The following is a 14,847-nucleotide window of genomic DNA, read 5'->3' as shown; positions in this document are numbered from 1 at the left end:
GTCCGGCATCGGCGATCAAGGAGTCGCGACGACGTCCCCTTGCCGCCGGGCCGACATCGGCCAGCCGGCGCCGGGTGCGCGCGGCCAGGGCCCAGGAGGGACTTGCGGCCTCTGCAGAGGCCGGCGCGAGCAGCCGGTTCATGGCCGGTGTCTTGACACCCTGCGCCGCAGACCACAGGATCGCCACGTGAACCTGTCAGACAGCCAGACAGGTGGTGGGGTCCCGCGGCGCGTCAGCGCGATGGAAGCGGTCTTCGGCCACCTGCGCAGCGCCATTGAGCGCGGTCAGTACGCCGTGGGCGACAAGCTTCCGTCCGAAGCGGAGATGTGCCGGACCCTCGAGGTCAGCCGGCCCGTGCTGCGGGAGGCGCTCCGGGCCCTTCAGGCCATGGGCCTGACCGTCTCCAAGACCGGAAAGGGCACCTTCGTCGTGGCGAACACGGTCGAGGAACCCACCTTTGGTGACTACGCCGCCAGCGACCTGCTGGAGGTGCGCCAGCACGTCGAGATCCCGGTCGCCGGGTACGCCGCGCTGCGCCGCACCCCGGAGGACCTGGACCACCTGGCCCACCTGCTCGACCGGATGGAGCAGGAGACCGACACCACCGCGTGGGTCGCCATGGACACCGTCTTCCACCTGGCGGTGGCCGAGGCTTCCCGCAACCCGGTCTTCCGTCGGGTCATCGAGGAGATCCGTGACGCACTGGCGCGTCAGTCGACCTTCCTCAACGAGCTGGGTGGTCGGCGCGAGCAGTCCAACTGCGAGCACCGGGCGATCGTCGAGGCGCTGATCGACGGTTCCGAGCACGACGCGGTAGAGGCCATGTCCCACCACCTCCTCCGGGTCGAAACGACCCTCACCGACATCGTGCGCCCCAAGCGCACGGACACCCCCATGGAAGGCGGACCCGAGGCGTGAGCGAGCAGTTCCTCAGAGACGAGAAACGCCCCACGACCCGTCACGTCGATGCCGGGGACACCGGCTACAGCAAGTCCTTGAAAGCCCGGCACGTCAACATGATCGCCATCGGCGGGGCCATCGGCACCGGGCTCTTCCTCGGCGCGGGCGGACGCCTCGCCAACGCCGGGCCCTCACTGTTCGTCGCGTACGCCGTCTGCGGGGCCTTCGCGTTCCTCGTCGTGCGCGCGCTCGGCGAGCTCGTCCTGTACCGGCCGTCCTCCGGCGCCTTCGTCTCGTACGCCCGGGAGTTCCTGGGGGAGAAGGGCGCCTACACCGCAGGCTGGATGTACTTCCTCAACTGGGCGACCACCGGCATCGCCGACATCACCGCCGTCGCCACGTACACCCATTACTGGCGTCTGTTCTCCGACGTCCCGCAGTGGGTGATCGCGCTCATAGCCCTGGCCGTGGTCCTCACCGTGAACCTCATCTCGGTGCGGATCTTCGGCGAACTGGAGTTCTGGTTCGCCATCGTCAAGGTCAGCGCGTTGGTGGTCTTCATGGGCATCGGGATCTTCCTGCTGGTCACCCGGCACCCCGTCGACGGCGCCGTGCCCGGTCCGTCCCTGATCACCGACAACGGCGGGATCTTCCCCAACGGCCTGCTGCCCATGCTGCTGGTCGTCCAGGGCGTCGTCTTCGCCTATGCCTCCGTCGAACTGGTCGGCGTCACGGCCGGGGAGACCGAGAACCCCGAGAAGATCATGCCGAAGGCGATCAACTCGATCATGTGGCGCGTGGGCCTCTTCTACGTCGGCTCGGTCGTCCTCCTGTCGATGCTGATGCCGTGGAACAAGTACAGCCCCGGCCAGAGCCCGTTCGTGACCGTGCTGTCCCACATCGGCGTTCCGGCGGCCGGCGACGTGATGAACCTGGTCGTCCTCACCGCGGCCATGTCCTCGCTCAACTCCGGCCTCTACTCCACCGGCCGCATCCTGCGCTCGATGGCCGTCAACGGTTCCGCCCCGCGGTTCACCGCCCGGATGAGCCGCACGCAGGTGCCGTACGGCGGCATATTGCTCACCAGTGGCATGTGCGTCCTCGGCGTCGGCCTCAACTTCGTGGTCCCGGCCGATGCGTTCGAGATCGTGCTCAACCTCGCGGCGATCGGCATCCTCGCGACCTGGGGCATGATCATGGTCTGCCACCTCCTCTTCTGGCGGAAGACCCGCGACGGCGAACTGATCCGCCCCGGATACCGCTTGCCCGGCTCCCCATGGACCGAACTCGTGACTCTGGCCTTCCTCGCCTCCGTCCTGGTCCTCATGTACGCCGACGGCGGGGCGGCCCGCACCACCGTGCTGTGCGTGCCGCTGATCGCCGCAGCGCTGGTCGCCGGCTGGTACGCGATCCGGGGCCGCGTCGCGCGCGCCGCCGGCACGACCGACGGCTGAGCGGGGCTACCACCGCCACGATCCGTGGGGCCGGGCACGCCTTCAGCGAGGCCGCCGCGTGCCCCGAACTCCGGTCAGCAGCAACCCACCACCGAACGAGGCAGTAATGCACAGAAGCCTCCTCGCGGACGCGCCCGCGCTGCGTGAGCCCCTGTATTCACCCGTCGCCCATGTCACCCGAGGCGGCATGGTCGAGGGCATCCACTACGGTTCCGTCGTCGTCCTCGGTGGCGACGGCGCGGTCCGCTTCCGCATCGGCGACATCGACGCGGCCTGCTACCCGCGGTCGGCCCTCAAGCCCGTCCAGGCCGTCGCCTTGGTACGGGCCGGGCTGCCGCTCGACGGCGAGCTTCTCTCCCTCGCGACGGGCAGCCACTCCGGCGAGGAACGGCACCTCGCCGGCACCCGGCGGATCCTCGAACTGGCCGGCGTCTCCGAGGACGACCTGCGCAACATCCCGGACCTGCCGTACGGCCCGGCGCTCCGGGAAGCCTGGGTGCGCGAGGGACGCCCGCCCTCCCGGCTCGCCCAGAACTGCTCCGGCAAGCACGCCGCGATGCTGTACGTCTGCACACTCAACGGCTGGCCCCTGGAGACCTACCTCGATCCGGCCCACCCGCTCCAGACGGCGATCGCCGAGGTCGTCGAGGAACTCACCGGCCGGCGCATCGCGAACGTCACCGTCGACGGCTGCGGGTCCCCGCTGTTCTCGGTGTCCCTGCACGGCCTCGCCCGTGCCGCCGCGCGCATCGCCGCGGCGGCGCCGGGCACGGCCGAGCGCCGGGTGGCGGACGCGCTGCGCGGCCACCCGGAGATGGCCTCCGGCACCGGGCGGGACGTGGCCGAGCTGATGCGCGCGGTGCCCGGGCTGCTCGCCAAGGACGGCTTCGAGGGCGTCCAGATCGCCGCACTGCCCGACGGCCGGGCCGTCGCAGTGAAGATCGCCGACGGGGCGAACCGGGCGCGCGTCCCGGTGGCCGCCGCCGCCCTGGCCCGGGCGGGTGTCGACCCGCGGCTGCTCGCCGGGTTCGAGGGCGAGCCGATGACCGGCGGCGGCCGGCCCGTGGGCAGGATCCGGCCGGTTGCGGCGCTGGACCCGACCGCCTTCGCCACCGCCTGACCGGACCAGCTCCACAGCCCTGACCCCATCCACCTCAGGAAGAGGCCCGCACACCCATGACCGCCGCCACCCGCAGCGAACACGACCTGCTCGGAGACCGCGAGGTCCCCGCCGATGCCTACTGGGGCGTCCACACCCTGCGCGCCACCGAGAACTTCCCCATCACGGGCACGCCCATCTCCGCCTACCCGCACCTGATCGACGCCCTCGCCGCCGTCAAGGAGGCCGCCGCCCTCGCCAACGAGGAACTCGGCCTGCTGGAGCCCGCCAAGGCCGCTGCGATCGTCACAGCCTGCCAGGAGATCCGCGGCGGCAAGCTGCACGACCAGTTCGTCGTCGACGTCATCCAGGGCGGCGCGGGCACGTCGACCAACATGAACGCCAACGAGGTCGTCGCCAACCGGGCGCTGGAGCTGCTGGGCCACGCCAGGGGCGAGTACCGGCACCTGCACCCCAACGAGGACGTCAACCTCGGCCAGTCCACCAACGACGTCTACCCGACCGCGGTCCGGATCGCGACCGTCTCCGCGGTGCGCGGCCTGCTCGACGCCATGGCCGTCCTCCAGGACGCGTTCGCCCGCAAGGCCGTCGAGTTCCGCGAGGTCCTGAAGATGGGCCGCACCCAGCTGCAGGACGCCGTGCCGATGACGCTCGGCCAGGAGTTCTCCGCCTTCGCCGTCATGCTCGACGAGGACCGCAGCCGGCTCGCGGAGGCGGTCGAGCTGATCCACGAGATCAACCTCGGCGCGACCGCGATCGGCACCGGCCTCAACGCCCCCGCCGGATACGCCGAATCGGCCCGCCGCCACCTTGCCCACATCACCGGGCTGCCCCTGGTCACCGCGGCCAACCTGATCGAAGCCACCCAGGACTGCGGGGCGTTCGTCCAGATGTCCGGCGTACTCAAGCGCATCGCCGTCAAGCTGTCCAAGACCTGCAACGACCTGCGCCTGCTGTCCTCCGGGCCGCGTGCGGGCCTCGGCGAGATCAACCTGCCGCCGGTGCAGGCGGGTTCGAGCATCATGCCCGGCAAGGTCAACCCGGTGATCCCCGAGGTCGTCAACCAGGTCGCCTTCGAGGTGATCGGCAACGACGTCGCCATCACCATGGCCGCCGAGGCGGGGCAGCTCCAGCTCAACGCCTTCGAGCCGATCATCCTGCACTCGCTGTCGGAGTCCATCACCCACCTGCGCGCGGCCTGCCTCACTCTCGCCGGGCGCTGCGTGGGCGGTATCAGCGCCAACACCGAGGTGCTGCGCGCCACCGTCGAGAACTCCATCGGCCTGGTGACCGCGCTGAACCCGCACATCGGGTACACCGCCGCCACCGACATCGCCAAGGAAGCCCTCGCCAGCGGCCGGGGCGTGGCCGAGCTCGTCCTGGAGAAGGGCCTGCTGCCGGCCGAGAGGCTCGCCGCGCTGCTGAGGCCCGAGGTGATCGCGGGAACCGGCACGGCGGTGGCCTGACGGCGGGGCTGCCGCGGCTTCCCGGCCCCGCACCGCACGTGCCGGCGGCAGAGCGGCCCGCACCGGAACACCGGTGCGACAGCGCGCGACTCCGGCGCTGCTCCTCACTGCGCGACGGGGGCCGGCCTTCGCGGCGACCGAGCGTCGTGTGGGGCGGTCCGCCCACCGGCCGGTGTTCCCGAGCTCGACGGTCGTCATGACGGACGGGAGCGAGCGAGGCCCAGGACGTCCGTGGACGCCGGGTCCGCATCGACCCGGCGCCCCGATGGAGTGGATCAGCGTCCCGCTGTGCTCGACCGGACCTTTCGGCGGGCGTCGTCGGCGTCGTCTGCGAGCAGGGCCAGCTCGGCGAGTTCGCGGCACTCGGTGAGGGTGTGTGTGGCCAGGGCGGCCCGCACCTCGGGGAGCAAGGCGGGCGCGGCGGACAGGCTGGTGATCCCGAGACCGACCAGCACCAGGGCTAGGGCCGGGTCGGCGGCGGCCTCGCCGCACACGCCGATCGGACGGCCGTGCTCAGCCGCCGATACAGCGGCGGTGGCGACCAGCGCGAGCAGGGCGGGCTGCCACGGGTCGAGCAGCTCGGCGAGGGAGCCGAGCGTCCGATCGGCCGCGAAGGTGTACTGGGCCAGGTCATTGGTGCCGATGCTGAAGAAGTCGCAGACCTCGGCCAGCCGGTCGGTCCGCAGGGCTGCGGCCGGGACCTCGATCATCGCCCCGGCCACCGGCAGGCCGTGCGCACGGACCCGGGAGGCGAATGCGGCGGCCTCTCGCGGTATCGACACCATGGGGGCCATCACCCAGACCTGCGCGGTGCTGTCCTGGGCGGCCTCGGCGATCGCGGCGAGCTGGGTCTCCAGGAGCTGCGGATCCCGGGCGGCCGTCCGCAGGCCGCGGACGCCCGGGGCCGGGTTCTCCTCGTCGGCGGAGGTGGCGAAGGGCAGCGGCTTGTCCGCGCCCGCGTCCAGCGTGCGGACGACCACCCGGCGCCCGGCGAAGGCCGAGAAGACCTGCCGGTAGGCGGCGGCCTGTTCGGCACGGCTCGGTGGCTCGGTGCGGTCCAGGAAGAGGAATTCGGTGCGGAACAGGCCCACGCCCTCGGCGTCGGCGGCAGCCGCACCGGCCAGCTCGTGCGGCGCACCGAGGTTGACCAGCAGTGAAACCGGGTGGCCGTCGGCGGTCCGGCCCGGTCCCTGGAACCCGGCCAGTAGCTCGCGGCAACGGCGGTCCCGCTCGGCGGCCCGCTCGACCGCCTCCGGACTCGGGTCGGGCTCGATCACACCGTCCGCGCCGTGCACCAGGACCTGCCGGCCGTCCTCCAGTTCCGCGGGGGCGGTGCAGCCGACGACGGCGGGCAGACCGAGCGCCTTGGCGAGGATGGCCGTGTGACTGGTCGGCCCGCCGCGGACGGTGACGAGGGCCAGCACCCGCTCGGGGTCGAGCAGCGCGGTGTCGGCGGGCGCCAGGTCGCCGGCGACCAGGACGTACGGGTGCCCGGGGTCGGGCGGGCCGGGCACGGGCAGGCCGAGCAGGTACGCCACCGCGCGGTCGCGCAGGTCGTCCAAGTCGACGGCGCGTTCCGCGAAGTACCCGCCGGCGGCGACCAGCGCGGCGCGGAAGCCGTCGAAGGCGGTGGCGAGCGCGTGGGCGCCGTCGGTGCCCTGCTCTGCGAGGGCGGCGGCCCGGTCGGCGAGGACCGGGTCGGCGGCCACCATGGCCTGGGCCGCGAGCACCTCGGAGCCGGTGCCGCTCACGCGGGCGAACTGGCCGCGAGGCTCCCGCTCGTCCTCGGCTGACCCGATCCGCCGTAGGAGCATCCGCCTGGGATGAGTCCGACACGTGCGGTAGCGGTTCCGTCGCCGTGTGGTGCTCCAGTGAATCTTCACATGTGTGAGTACCGCGGGCCTTCGACCGTCCGCCACCCTTCCGCATGCCGGGAACGTCCCCTCCGATTGCTGCAGGTGTGTCCCTCTTTGTCCCGCAGAAGCCCCGGACGGCGTGAATCCGTTACTCGATCTTGTGGAGACGTTGCAGTGATCCGGCAAATGAATCCGAAGATCTGTCGATTCTGTGGTCACCGTGCGCCCGCGCAGGCATCAACACAATTGGCCGGGACGCCAGTTCGCGTGCTTGTATCTGCCCACTGCCGCGGCCTGGCCGTGGCATGTGAGAAGCAGTCAGACGAATGAAGGGTGCGCAAGAAATGCGTAACGACATCGAGACCCGCGAGATCGCCGACACCGAGCTGGACGCCGTTTCCGGTGGTCTCGGCATTTCCGGTGGTCTCGCCGGCGCCGTGCTCGGCGACGTCTACAACGTCGTGAACACCGTGACCTCCCTGGACACGGTCCACGCCGCCACCGCCCTGCCGGGCCAGGTTGCCGGTATCGCCGGTGTCAAGGTCGGCGTCGCCGGTATCTGAGCAACGACACCTCGTTGCCCGTGACCCCGGAACGCAGCCATCGTTCCGGGGTTCACGGCTGCCCCTTTCGGCGGCCCCTCTCGAATGCAGTGAAGGAATGGTTCCGTGCAGTTCCGCCAAAAGGCGCTTTCCAAGCTGCAATCTCCTGAAGAACTCGATCTGCCCGTACGTTTCGCCCGTCCACAGGGCCGTCTCGTCCTGGCCGTCACCGTCACCGTCATGGCGCTCGCGAGCTTCTGGGCATTCACCGGAACCGTGTCCGCCAAGTTGAGCGCGCCGGGCATTCTCGCCCACGCGGATGGCAGTTACCTGCTGCAAAGCCCGTTCGCGGGTCAGGTTACCGAAGTCCTCGCGAAGGAAGGCCAGTTGCTGTCGCCGGACGCACCCCTGCTCCGGGTCGCCACGGACCGGGGCGCGCAGGTCGTGCGCATGGTCGCCGGCGGCCGGGTGACCACCCTGGTCGCCAAGACGGGTTCGGTGCTCACGACCGGCGCGGACGTGGCGACCGTCGAACGCGTGAAGAACCCGGACGAGCCCCTCATGGCCGTGCTCTACGTGTCCGGGGCGAGCGGCGGAACCATCCCCACGGGCGCCGCGGTCGACCTCACCGTCCAGACCGTCCCCCAGCAGCGGTTCGGCGTGCTGCGCGGTCGCGTCAAGGCGGTCGGGCGGACGCCCCAGACCGCCGCGCAGATCACCGGCTTCCTCGGCGACAGCCGGCTCGCCGCCCAGTTCACCCGGCAGGGCAACCCGGTCGCCGTGCTCGTGGAGCTGGAGCGCTCTTCCTCGACCCGGTCCGGCTACCGGTGGTCCTCCGCGGACGGCCCCCCGTACGCCGTCGACTCGGCGACACCGGTCACCGCAGCCGTCCACCTCGCCGCGCAGCGCCCCGTCGACTGGCTGCTGCCGTGACCGCCCCGCAGCAGCGCGGCAGCGGCGGGCGCCGCGCCTCGCGCCGACGTCCCGCGCCCGCCCCCACGGGCCGCACGCCCCGCCGCGTACGCACGCCCACCGTGCTGCAGATGGAGGCAGTGGAGTGCGGTGCCGCCGCGCTGGCCATGGTGCTCGGCCACCACGGCCGCTTCGTCCCCCTGGAGGAGCTGCGCATCGCCTGCGGTGTCTCCCGGGACGGGTCCCGTGCCGCCAACCTCCTCAAGGCGGCGCGCGGTTACCGGCTGGCGGCCAAGGGCATGCAGATGGACCTGACCGCGCTCGCCGGGATGCGCGCCCCCGCCATCCTCTTCTGGGAGTTCAACCACTACGTCGTCTACGAGGGCATGGGCCGCCGCTTCGGCCGCCGGGGCGCCTACATCAACGACCCGGCCAAGGGCCGGCGCTTCGTCCCCATGGAGGAGTTCGACACCAGCTTCACCGGCGTCGTGCTCACCTTCGAGCCCGACGCGGGCTTCCGCCGCACCGGCCGCAAGCCCGGCGTCCTGGGCGGCGTGCCGGCCCGCCTGCGGGGCACGTCGGGCACGATGCTCGCAGCAGTGCTCTCCAGCCTGCTGCTGGTGGTCGTCGGCGCGGCGGTGCCCGCGCTGAGCCGGACGTACATCGACATGTTCCTGATCGGGGAACAGACGTCCCTGCTGGGCGTGCTCTTCGCGTCGATGGCGGCGGCCCTGGTGCTCACGGCGGTGCTCACCGCACTGCAGCAGGCCAATCTGCTGCGCGGGCGCATCATCTCCTCCACGCTCGGCAGTGCCCGCTTCCTGCGGCATCTGCTCAGGCTTCCGGTCGCCTTCTTCTCCCAGCGCAACCCCGCCGACCTGGTCCAGCGCCTGCAGTCCAACGACGCCGTCGCCGAGACGCTGGCCAGGGACCTCGCCGCCGCCGGGGTGGATGCGGTGGTCGTCGTCCTCTACGCCGTGCTGCTGTGGACCTACGACCCGCAGCTCACCCTCGTCGGCATCGGTATCGCGCTGCTCAACGTCGTGGCCATGCGGATCGTGGTCCACGTACGGGCCACCGGTTCCCAGAAGCTGCGCGCCGAGAACGCCCGGCTCACCAACACCTCCTACAGCGGTCTCCAGCTCATCGAGACCATGAAGGCCACAGGCGGGGAGAACGGATTCTTCCGGCGCTGGGCCGGCCGGCACGCCGTCACCCTCGACGTGCAGCAGCGGCTCGGCGTGCCCAGTGCGTGGCTGGCGGTCGTCGCCCCCACGCTCGCCGCGCTCAACAGCGCCCTGATCCTCATGATCGGCGGCCTGCGGGCGGTGGACGGGCACCTCTCGGTCGGTCTGCTCGTGGCCTTCCAGGCCCTGGTGACGAGCTTCACCGCGCCCATCACCCGGCTGAACGGCGTGGCCGGACGGATCCAGGACTTCGCGGCCGACGTCGCCCGCCTCAAGGACGTCGAGGACTTCCCCGTCGACCCGCTCTACTCGCGGCGCGAGCCGCCGGCCGGCACCCGCCGCCTCAAGGGCCACGTGGAGCTGGACGGCATCACCTTCGGCTACAGCCCCCTGGACGCCCCGCTGCTGAAGGGCTTCTCCCTCTCGGTCGGCCCCGGGCAGCAGGTCGCGCTGGTCGGCGGCTCGGGCAGCGGCAAGTCCACCGTCTCCCGGCTGATATCCGGCCTCTACACCCCCTGGGAGGGCGCCATCCGCATCGACGGGATGCGCCTCGCGGACATCCCGCGCGGGGCGCTGGCGGCCTCCGTGTCCTTCGTCGACCAGGACGTCTTCCTCTTCGAGGGCACGGTCCGTGACAACGTCGCGCTGTGGGACCCGTCCGTCCCGGACGAGGCCGTCGTCGCCGCGCTGGAGGACGCCGCCGTGTACGGGGTGGTGGCGCGCCGCCCCGGCGGTATCCACAGCCGGGTCGAGCAGGACGGCCGCAACTTCTCCGGCGGCCAGCGCCAGCGCCTGGAGATCGCCCGCGCGCTGGTGCGCCGCCCCAGCGTCCTGGTCCTGGACGAGGTGACCAGCGCCCTGGACGCGGAGACCGAGCAGATCGTCATGGACAGCCTGCGGCGGCGCGGCTGTGCCTGCGTGGTCATCGCCCACCGGCTGAGCACGGTGCGCGACAGCGACGAGATCGTCGTGCTCGACCGGGGCACCGTCGTCGAACGCGGGCGCCACGAACACCTGCTCGCCGCGCAGGGCGCGTACGCCGAACTGGTCAAGGAGCACTGACGTGACGTCCCCGCACCTCGCAACGGCCACCGGCACCCGGCCGGGCCCGGCCCCCGACCCGGTCGTGGCGGCCCTCGGCGCACTGGGCTCGGCCGTCGACTGCACGGGCGTGCGCAGCCTGTCCCTGGAGGGCCCGCTCGTACTGTGGCTCGTCGTGGAGGGCTCGCTCGACCTGTTCGCCGTCGATGCCGCGCAGGCGGGGCACTGGCATTTCCTGGGCCGGCTGGAGGCGGGCACGCTGCTGCTGGGCCCGGCCGAGGGCCCTGAGCACACCCTGGTCGGCCGTCCCCTGCACGGCTGCCGGCTGCACCGCATCGAGCTGCGCGAGCTGCACCGTCCCCCCTACGGAAACCAGTGGGACGGGAACCATTGGGGCACCGAGCAGTGGGCCGGCGAGCAGTGGGCGGGCGGGGAGTACGCCGGGCAGCACGGCGCCGCCACCCCCCTGAGTCCCCTGGAGTACGCCTTCACGCTCGGCGTCGGCCGCGGACTGCGCGTGCTCTACCAGGCACCGCTGGAGAGCCGGGCCACGACGGGCGCGGGCGGGGCCGACGACGACGTCCTGTGGATGCCGATCCCTCCGGGCAGCGTGCAGTACGGCGCCGCGTACGAGGGGTACGAGGGGTACGACACCACCGGCGCTCTGCTCCTCGACCCGGCGGTGTGGCAGGGCATGGTCGACCAGCAGTACCGGCTGCTGTACGCCCTGGACGACTGGATCGAGCAGCTGGAGCGCGCCCACGAGGACCGCACGGCGGCCGGGATCGAGGCCGGGGAAGCCGCCCGCACCCAGGCGGACCGCGCCCTGCTGGCGTCCATCGGCCGTTCGGGCCGGGGTGCCCGCCGCGGCACGAGCGACGACGCGACGTTCGCCGTGTGCCGCCTGGTGGCCGCCGAAGCCGGCATCGCCCTGTCCGAACGGGGTGAGGTGGGCGCCGCTGCCTCCGGGCGGGTCGATCCCGTCGAACGCATCGCGCTCGCCTCGCGGATCCGCACCCGCACCGTCAAGCTCGGCGACCGCTGGTGGCGGGAGGACAGCGGTCCCCTGGTGGGCCTGCGCGAGGCGGACGGGACGCCGGTGGCGCTGCTGTGGCGGCGCGGCGGATACGAGGCCGTCGACCCCGCCGCCGGCACGCGCGAGCGCATGGACAAGGACAGCCAGGCCGCTCTCGAACCGCGTGCCGTCATGTTCTACCCCCCGCTGCCCGACGGTGCTCCGGGCCTGCTGGGGCTGTTGCGCTTCAGTGTGCGCGGCACCGGGAAGGAGTGGCGCAGCCTCCTCCTGGGCGGGCTGGTCGCGGTCGGCCTGGGCGCCCTCGTCCCCCTCGCGACGGGCAAGGTGCTCGGCGAGTACGTGCCGCGCGCCGAGGACAGCCTCATCGTCCAGACCGCCCTGACCCTCGTCGCGAGCAGCATCGTCTCCGCGGCCTTCATGCTGCTGCAGAACCTCGCCCTCCTGCGCATGGAGGGCCGGATCGAGGCCACCTTGCAGCCGGCCGTGTGGGACCGGCTGCTGCGGCTGCCGGTGACGTTCTTCGCCGGCCGCTCCACCGGCGAACTGGCGGGCGCGGCCCTGGGGATCAGCTCCATCCGCAGCCTGCTGTCCGGTATCGGCTCGGTGGCCGTGCAGGCGAGCACCGTCGCCACGGTGAACCTCGTGCTGCTGCTCGTCTACAGCGTGCCGTTGGCGATGGCGGCGCTCGCCATGCTGATCCTCGTCGCCGCGGTCTTCCTTGGCCTGGGCCTGTGGCAGCTGCGCTACCAGCGGCAGCTGATCAAGCTCGGCCACAAGCTGGACAACCAGGCGTTCCAGACCCTGCGCGGGCTGCCCAAGCTGCGCGTGGCCGCGGCCGAGAGCTTCGCCTACGCCGCCTGGGCGCGGGAGTTCGCCCGCACGCGCGAGCTGCAGCAGCGTATCGGCCGGATCAAGAACGTCATCGCCGTGCTCAACGCGGTCTGTCTGCCCCTGTGCACGCTCGTGATGTTCATGCTGCTCGCCGGACCGGCCAGGGGCAGCATGTCCGCCGGTCAGTTCCTCACGTTCAGCACCGCCGTGACGATGATGCTGTCCTCGGTCACCCAGTTGACCGGTGTGCTCCTGTCGGCCGCCGCGGTGCAGCCGATGTTCGAGCAGATCAAACCGGTGTTCCAGGAGGCCCCGGAGGTCCGCGGATCCAGTACGCGCCCGGGCCTGCTGAGCGGTGCCGTCGAGGCGAAGGGCCTTTCCTACCGGTACACCGACGACGGCCCGCTCGTCCTCGACGACGTGTCGCTGCGGGTCCGGGCGGGCGAGTTCGTCGCGATCGTCGGGGCCAGCGGCTGCGGGAAGTCGACCCTGCTGCGGCTGCTCATCGGTTTCGACAGACCGGCCGCCGGCAGTGTGCTCTACGACGGCCAGGACCTGGCGGCCCTCGACCAGGCGGCCGTGCGCCGCCAGTGCGGGGTCGTCCTGCAGAACGCGCAGCCCTTCTCCGGCACGGTCCTCGACTGCATCAGCGGCGCCGAGACGTACACGCTGGAGGAGGTGTGGGAGGCCGCCGCGATGGCCGGCCTGGCCGCGGACATCAAGGCCATGCCCATGGGCATGCACACCATGCTGTCCGACGGCGGCGGCACCGTCTCGGGCGGTCAGCGGCAGCGGCTGATGATCGCCCAGGCCCTCATCCGCAAGCCGTCCCTCGTCTTCCTGGACGAGGCCACCAGCGCGCTGGACAACGAAGCCCAACGCGTGGTGATCGAGTCCACCCGGGCCCTGCGCTGCACCCGCATCGTGATCGCCCACCGGCTGTCCACCGTCATGGATGCCGACCGGGTGATCGTCATGGCGGACGGCCGGATCGCCCAGCAAGGCCCGCCCGCGCAACTGCTCGCCGATACGGGCGGCCTCTTCCACGAGCTGGTCCGCCGCCAGATCGGCTGAAGCGGTGGCGGGCCGGCCTGGGCAGGCCCGGAGTCACCGCAGCACCGGCGCTCCGCTGTACATCTTGATGACGTCGTTGATGAAGTGCCGAGAGTCCTCGGGGTTGAGGGCCTGCGCTTGGAGGTGGGCGGACATGATGTGGTATGGATGCCGGTCGGCGTACTTCTCCAGGTAGAGATCGCTGGTGAAGCGTTCCAGATAGACGACTCCCGCATCGGCGTCGGGAAACGTGTGGATGGAGAACTGTCCCAGGACACCGGGATGGGCTCCGGCCGTGTGCGGGAGGACCTGCACGGTGATGTGCGGCTGTGCGCCGAGGGAGTTCAGGTGCTCCAGTTGTTCGCGCATGATGTCGCGGTCGCCGACGGTACGGTGCCGTACGGATTCGTCCAGGACCGTCCACAAGCGGAAGGGCCGGGCCGGGTGGTGTGCGCGGTGCTGGCGCCACAGCCGGACATCGAGACTGACGGCGGCCTGGTCGCCGGTGGGGCAGGGGATCGTCTCCGTGATGACCGCGGCCGCGTAGGCACGGGTCTGCAGCAGGCCGGGGATCAGGAGCGGCTCGTAGGTGTGGAGGGACGCGGCCCCCGTCTCCAGCCCGATGTAGACGCCGTACGGAACGTCACCGCAGGAAACCCACCAGCCCTGCCGACCCGATTCCTGCGCCATCCGCATCAGCGAGCCGACGACCTCCTGGTCGGCGACTCCGTAGAGGCGGCACAGATCACGCACATCACGCGGGTTGATCGGGCGACGACCGGTCTCGATGAGGCTGGTCTTGGACTGCGACACGAGCAGGTGTCCTGCCACCTGTAAGGGCGTCATGCCCGCGGCTGTACGGAGCTGGCGAAGCTCCGCGCCGAGGCGGCGCCTTCTGACCGTGGCATGTCCGTTCGCCGCCATGGGCGGCGTACCTCCAGCTCAAGCACTCACGCAGGCCACCACACACCCCACGGCCGACATCGGCACATGCATTCTGCATACGCGACCGGACACACCGTGCACCTGCATGGCAATCACCACCCGTTCGGCCCAATACAGTGTTGACGCTGCCTGAAAACCGACGACGCGACGGACAACGCGTGGTCAGTGAATGCGGGTGATCCATCGACGAACGGCTGCGTAGGTGGTGTCGTCGACCATGGAGAGCGCTTCGATGGCGTGGAGGTCGCCGGCTCTGGGTGGGAGGCCGGCAGTCGTCAGGCAAGCGTGCAGGTCGAGGCGTCGGCGGTCGGCGGGAGCCAGGGCGCCCGCCGCAGGGCGACCCGAGAGGGGGAGAGGACCGGACAGGGGGCTCAGGGGCCCCCGGACGCCGGCTTCCTCGTCGTCCGCTAAGCCCCGCACGCCGGGGAACCGGTAAGGGTCGAGCGCCGCCTGGGGCCCGCCAGGGACATGTGAAGAAGCCCGCCAGGCATTCATGCAAGAAC

The 14,847-nt window shown here is 71.5% G+C and carries 10 protein-coding genes; 8 read left to right on the top strand and 2 right to left on the bottom strand.

What is annotated here, in order from left to right; all coding sequences use genetic code 11:
- The first annotated feature begins 241 nt into the window (after positions 1-241).
- The 4 genes from AB0F11_RS26055 (at position 242) to aspA (ending at position 4,941) form a co-directional block, all read left to right on the top strand.
- Positions 242-919: a FadR/GntR family transcriptional regulator gene (locus AB0F11_RS26055; protein WP_362178344.1), complete on the top strand. Its 678-nt coding sequence runs from the start codon at positions 242-244 to the stop codon at positions 917-919.
- The gene (locus AB0F11_RS26050; RefSeq protein WP_362178297.1) at positions 916-2,355 is read left to right on the top strand and encodes an amino acid permease; all 1,440 of its coding nucleotides are present in this window, start codon (positions 916-918) and stop codon (positions 2,353-2,355) included. The genes AB0F11_RS26055 and AB0F11_RS26050 overlap by 4 nt, the downstream gene beginning before the upstream one ends.
- Positions 2,356-2,461: 106 nt before the next feature.
- Positions 2,462-3,475, top strand: coding sequence for an asparaginase (locus AB0F11_RS26045; protein ID WP_362178295.1), 1,014 nt, complete (start codon positions 2,462-2,464; stop codon positions 3,473-3,475).
- A 56-nt stretch (positions 3,476-3,531) separates the two neighbouring features.
- Positions 3,532-4,941, top strand: coding sequence for an aspartate ammonia-lyase (gene aspA, locus AB0F11_RS26040; RefSeq protein ID WP_362178292.1), 1,410 nt, complete (start codon positions 3,532-3,534; stop codon positions 4,939-4,941).
- A gap of 275 nt (positions 4,942-5,216) precedes the next feature.
- Here the strand turns inward: aspA and AB0F11_RS26035 are convergent, their stop codons facing one another.
- A complete protein-coding gene (locus AB0F11_RS26035; protein WP_362178289.1) occupies positions 5,217-6,692 on the bottom strand; it encodes a putative PEP-binding protein in 1,476 nt (491 codons plus the stop codon).
- Positions 6,693-7,141: 449 nt separating this feature from the next.
- On the opposite strand from AB0F11_RS26035, the gene AB0F11_RS26030 reads away from it, so the two are divergent.
- From AB0F11_RS26030 to AB0F11_RS26015, 4 genes are all read left to right on the top strand, one after another.
- A complete protein-coding gene (locus AB0F11_RS26030) occupies positions 7,142-7,360 on the top strand; it encodes a hypothetical protein (protein ID WP_362178286.1) in 219 nt (72 codons plus the stop codon).
- Positions 7,361-7,465: 105 nt separating this feature from the next.
- Positions 7,466-8,272 (top strand): HlyD family efflux transporter periplasmic adaptor subunit, encoded by an 807-nt coding sequence (locus tag AB0F11_RS26025; protein WP_362178283.1) that lies wholly within the window; start codon positions 7,466-7,468, stop codon positions 8,270-8,272.
- A 110-nt stretch (positions 8,273-8,382) separates the two neighbouring features.
- Positions 8,383-10,500: an NHLP family bacteriocin export ABC transporter peptidase/permease/ATPase subunit gene (locus tag AB0F11_RS26020; RefSeq protein WP_362178341.1), complete on the top strand. Its 2,118-nt coding sequence runs from the start codon at positions 8,383-8,385 to the stop codon at positions 10,498-10,500.
- 1 nt (position 10,501) lies between these two features.
- A complete protein-coding gene (locus AB0F11_RS26015; protein ID WP_362178280.1) occupies positions 10,502-13,420 on the top strand; it encodes an NHLP bacteriocin export ABC transporter permease/ATPase subunit in 2,919 nt (972 codons plus the stop codon).
- A gap of 33 nt (positions 13,421-13,453) precedes the next feature.
- Here the strand turns inward: AB0F11_RS26015 and AB0F11_RS26010 are convergent, their stop codons facing one another.
- On the bottom strand, positions 13,454-14,323 hold the full coding sequence (locus AB0F11_RS26010; RefSeq protein WP_362178277.1) for a helix-turn-helix transcriptional regulator: 870 nt from the start codon (positions 14,321-14,323) through the stop codon (positions 13,454-13,456).
- Between the last annotated feature and the right edge of the window lie 524 nt (positions 14,324-14,847).

The sequence above is a fragment of the Streptomyces sp. NPDC032472 genome (genome assembly GCF_040636955.1).
In the GTDB taxonomy this organism is placed as follows: domain Bacteria; phylum Actinomycetota; class Actinomycetes; order Streptomycetales; family Streptomycetaceae; genus Streptomyces.
Note: the sequence above shows the minus strand (reverse complement) of the source record. Positions and strands in the feature narration are given on the sequence as shown.